Origin of the sequence: Burkholderia sp. E168m23 (genome assembly GCF_016586125.1) — a bacterium.
Lineage (GTDB): Bacteria > Pseudomonadota > Gammaproteobacteria > Burkholderiales > Burkholderiaceae > Burkholderia > Burkholderia orbicola.
In genome coordinates this window covers 1-3,434 of sequence record NZ_BCPP01000793.1, presented here as the reverse complement: position 1 = coordinate 3,434, position 3,434 = coordinate 1, and the positions used below count along the sequence as shown (strand labels likewise).

Here is a 3,434-nt window from a genome sequence, read left to right as displayed (position 1 = left end):
GGGTGGCCGCGCGATGTTCGATCGCGTGCACGCGGGCCGCAAACGTCAGTTCGGGGGCGGGTAGCGCGGGGGTATGGGCAAGCAGGCTGCAGTAGCCGCATGCGTGGAGATGGGCCTGCAGGCTTTTCGTCGCCGTATCGGCGGACGGCGTGCCGGCGGCCGGCGCGGACGAACAGTAGCCGGCCAGCAGCGCGTCGACGCGCCCTTGCGTGGTCAGCGCCTGCGAGATCGTCGGCGCGAGCGCCGTCATCAGGATGGCGAGCATCCCGATCAGACTGCCGATCTTCCGGAGGCGACGACTCAGCATGCGATGCGCGGCGGCGGGTGGACGACGATGCGGCCGATTATGCCACGCACGCCGGTTCGCCGGCCGGCACCGACGTGCGGCATCGCGGCGCGCTACGCGGGCTGCGCCAGGTACTTCGCGATCAGCGTCATCTGCGCGGCCCAGCCCTGGTCGTTCATGTCGCGCGCCGTCGCGCGACGCGCTTCGATCAACTGGTCGAAACCCGTTTCGGTGACCGTGAGCAGCGTGCCGCCGGCCTGCGGCGCGAGCGTGAAGGTGACGAGCGTCATCGGCTCGGACGCATAATCGAATTCCGGATCGATCGCGAACGGATGCCAGCGAAACGAGAACAGTTGCTTGGGTTCGATGCGGTCGACGACGATTTCGAACACAGTGCCCGCATAGGGCTCCTGCGCCTTGGCGACGTCGTCGTCGACGCGGGTGGGGGTGATGCGGCCGAACAGCGACTGGCCGGCCTCGAACGGGCCGTCGAACGACACGCCGAACCACTGGCCGAATTCGCCGGAATTGCTCACGGCTGCCCAGACGCGGTCGGGCGACGCGGCGAGCAGCGTCTGTTTTTCGATGCGATCGGTTGGCTGGACCATCACGTTCTCCATGCAGGATAGAGCGTTGCAGGACGACGCGCGCGGTCGCGCGCCGCGTCTAGTCGAGCATGACCGCGTCGGGCACGTCGAGCACGAGGTCCGACGTCGCGACGGCCACGCACGGCAGCGTATAGCCGTCGGCTTTTTCCTCGCGGGAGAGCCCCGGCCATTCGATCGTGTAGCGTACGCTGCCGCTGACGATCCGGCAAAGGCAGCTTCGGCACGTGCCGTTGCGGCACGAGCGCGGCAGCGACACGCGCGCGAACGCGGCGGCTTCGAGCAGGGTGAGCGAATCGGGCGCGTCGAAGGTCGCGCCGAGCGGCTCGATGCGCACGAGGGGCGGGTGATCTGGATCGGTCATGACGGAAGCGGGTGGCGGTTCGGCGGCAACGCGCCAAGCATACCCGAACCCGCCGGCGGCCCACGGCCGCCAGCCGTGGGGGTCAGTGCCGCCGCAGATACCGGTACACGGTATTGCGGGCGAGGCCGAGCTCGCGCGCGGCCGCCGATACGTTGCCGCCGTGCCGCGCGAGCACCGCGTCGATCATCGCGGCCTGATGGCTTTGCAGCGTCGTGCCTTCGCGCCTGCCAGGCGACGCGGGCGATACGGCTGGCGTGTCGCCCGTCGGCGTAGCCGGCGCATCGTCGCAGTCGAGCCAGAAATCGTCGGGCAAATGCGCGAGCGTGATTTCGGCTTCGTCTTCGGCGAGCATGCCGGCCGTGCGCAGCACGTTGGTCATCTGCCGCAGGTTGCCGGGCCAGCGGTGGCGCGCGAACGCATCGAGCACGTCGGCCGCCAGACGGCGCGGCATCGGCTCGCTGCGCGCGAGCCGCGCAAGGATGCGCTCGACGAGGGCCGGCAGGTCGGTGCGCGCGGCAAGCGCCGGCAGCGTGACCGCGAGCCCGTTGATCCGGTAGAACAGATCCTCGCGGAACGTGCCCTCCGCGATCATCGCGCGCAGGTCGCGGTGGGTCGCACAGACCACCCGCACGTCGACCGGCACCGCGCGTGCGCCGCCGAGCGGCATTACCGCGCGCTCCTGCAGCACGCGCATCAGCCGCACCTGCTGCGCGAGCGGCATGTCGCCGATTTCATCGAGAAACAGCGTGCCGCCGTCGGCCTGCGCGATCTTGCCGGGGCTGCCGCGCTTGCGTGCGCCCGTGAACGCGCCGTCTTCATAGCCGAACAGCTCGGCCTCGATCAGCGAATCGGGCAGCGCCGCGCAGTTGACCGCGACGAACGGGCCGTCCGCGCGCGGCGACGCCTGGTGCAGCGCGCGGGCGAGCCATTCCTTGCCGGTGCCGGTCTGCCCGAGGATCAGCAGCGGCAGGTCGCGCCCGCGAATCTTCGCGACGCGTTCGAGCACGGCGGCCATGCGCGCGTCGCCGGTGTCGAGCGTCGCGAACGTGATCGCATCGGGGTCCGGCGCACGCACGCGTGCGGCCGGTGCCGGCGGCGTGACGGCGACGGTCGTTTTCTGCGCTTCCGGAAATTCGCAGCGCGCGAGCACGCGCACGCCGGTCGACAGCGTGAGGCGGAACGTGGCGCCCGGCGCGCGCGCGGCCTGCTGCGCGAGCTGGCCGAAGCGCATGCCGAACAACGCGTCGCTGGCCTGATGCTGCAGTGCATCGAACGATGCGCCGAGCTGGAATTGGGCGCTGCGGTTCGCGGCGATCAGGCCGCCGTCGGGGCCGAACGCGACGAGCCCGGCGAACAGCGAATCGACGCAATCCTCGTGGGCGTGAAAGCGCAACCGCAGCGCTTCGCCGCACTGGTTCGCGAACAGGTGGTTCTCGATCAGTTGCGCCGACATCCGCACGAGCGCGAGCGTATGCGGGCTGGCGCCGCGCGGGTCGCCGCTCACGTCGAGCGTGCCGAGCGTGCGGCCGAACGGATCGACGATCGGCGCGCACGCGCAGGTGAGGATGTGGTTCGCGCGCAGGAAATGTTCGGCACCGTGCACGACCACGGCCTGACCCGACGCGAGCGCGGTGCCGATCGCGTTGGTGCCGCGTGCGCCCTCGGCCCACGACACGCCGTTGCACAGCGCGACGCGGTTGGCTTTCTCGATGAAGTCCGCGTCGCCGATGCTGTGCAGGATCACGCCGTCGGCGTCCGTCAGCAGCACGAGGCTTTGCGTTTCGGCGATCTGCGCGTGGAGGTCCTCCATCACCGGGCGGGCGTGCGAGAACAGCGTGTGGTTCGTGTCGAGCAGTTCGCGCAGCGCGATGCGCGACAGCGGCGAGAAATCGGGGCGTTCGTGCGCGCGCAGGCCGACCGCGGTCGAACGCGCATGCGCCTGCGCGAGCAGGTCGGTGCGACCCGTGGTGGCGGGCAGCACGTAGGGTTGCGGCATGGTTTGTCTCCTGTTCCCGGGGCCGTCGGGGCGACCGGATCGGAATCGGCGGCGGAGTGCGGCTCCGCTCGCGGTGCACCATTCGGCGCGACAGCCGACCGTCCGGGTACGCATCATCATACAAGCGCCACGTGCGATGCGCGACTGCCGACAAAATCCCCTTGCTTTCAGGCGCCCGCCTGC

General features: G+C 70.4%; 4 protein-coding genes. All 4 read right to left on the bottom strand.

Going from position 1 to position 3,434, the window contains the following annotated elements; all coding sequences use genetic code 11:
- On the bottom strand, positions 1-307 hold a 307-nt coding region (locus JMF90_RS29715; protein ID WP_201325790.1), incomplete at its 3' end, for a DUF2946 domain-containing protein.
- A 92-nt stretch (positions 308-399) separates the two neighbouring features.
- Positions 400-894: an SRPBCC family protein gene (locus JMF90_RS29710; protein ID WP_011547189.1), complete on the bottom strand. Its 495-nt coding sequence runs from the start codon at positions 892-894 to the stop codon at positions 400-402.
- Positions 895-952: 58 nt separating this feature from the next.
- Positions 953-1,255, bottom strand: a complete 303-nt coding sequence (locus JMF90_RS29705; protein ID WP_006480747.1) for a 2Fe-2S iron-sulfur cluster-binding protein — start codon at positions 1,253-1,255, stop codon at positions 953-955.
- Positions 1,256-1,337: 82 nt separating this feature from the next.
- A complete protein-coding gene (locus tag JMF90_RS29700) occupies positions 1,338-3,251 on the bottom strand; it encodes a sigma-54-dependent Fis family transcriptional regulator (RefSeq protein WP_011547190.1) in 1,914 nt (637 codons plus the stop codon).
- Between the last annotated feature and the right edge of the window lie 183 nt (positions 3,252-3,434).

What these genes read in the sequence shown, in the direction of transcription:
- JMF90_RS29710 (WP_011547189.1), bottom strand. Translation starts at nt 894, where the DNA reads ATGGTCCAGCCAACCGATCGCATCGAAAAACAGACGCTGCTCGCCGCG.
- JMF90_RS29705 (WP_006480747.1), bottom strand. Translation starts at nt 1,255, where the DNA reads ATGACCGATCCAGATCACCCGCCCCTCGTGCGCATCGAGCCGCTCGGC.
- JMF90_RS29700 (WP_011547190.1), bottom strand. Translation starts at nt 3,251, where the DNA reads ATGCCGCAACCCTACGTGCTGCCCGCCACCACGGGTCGCACCGACCTG.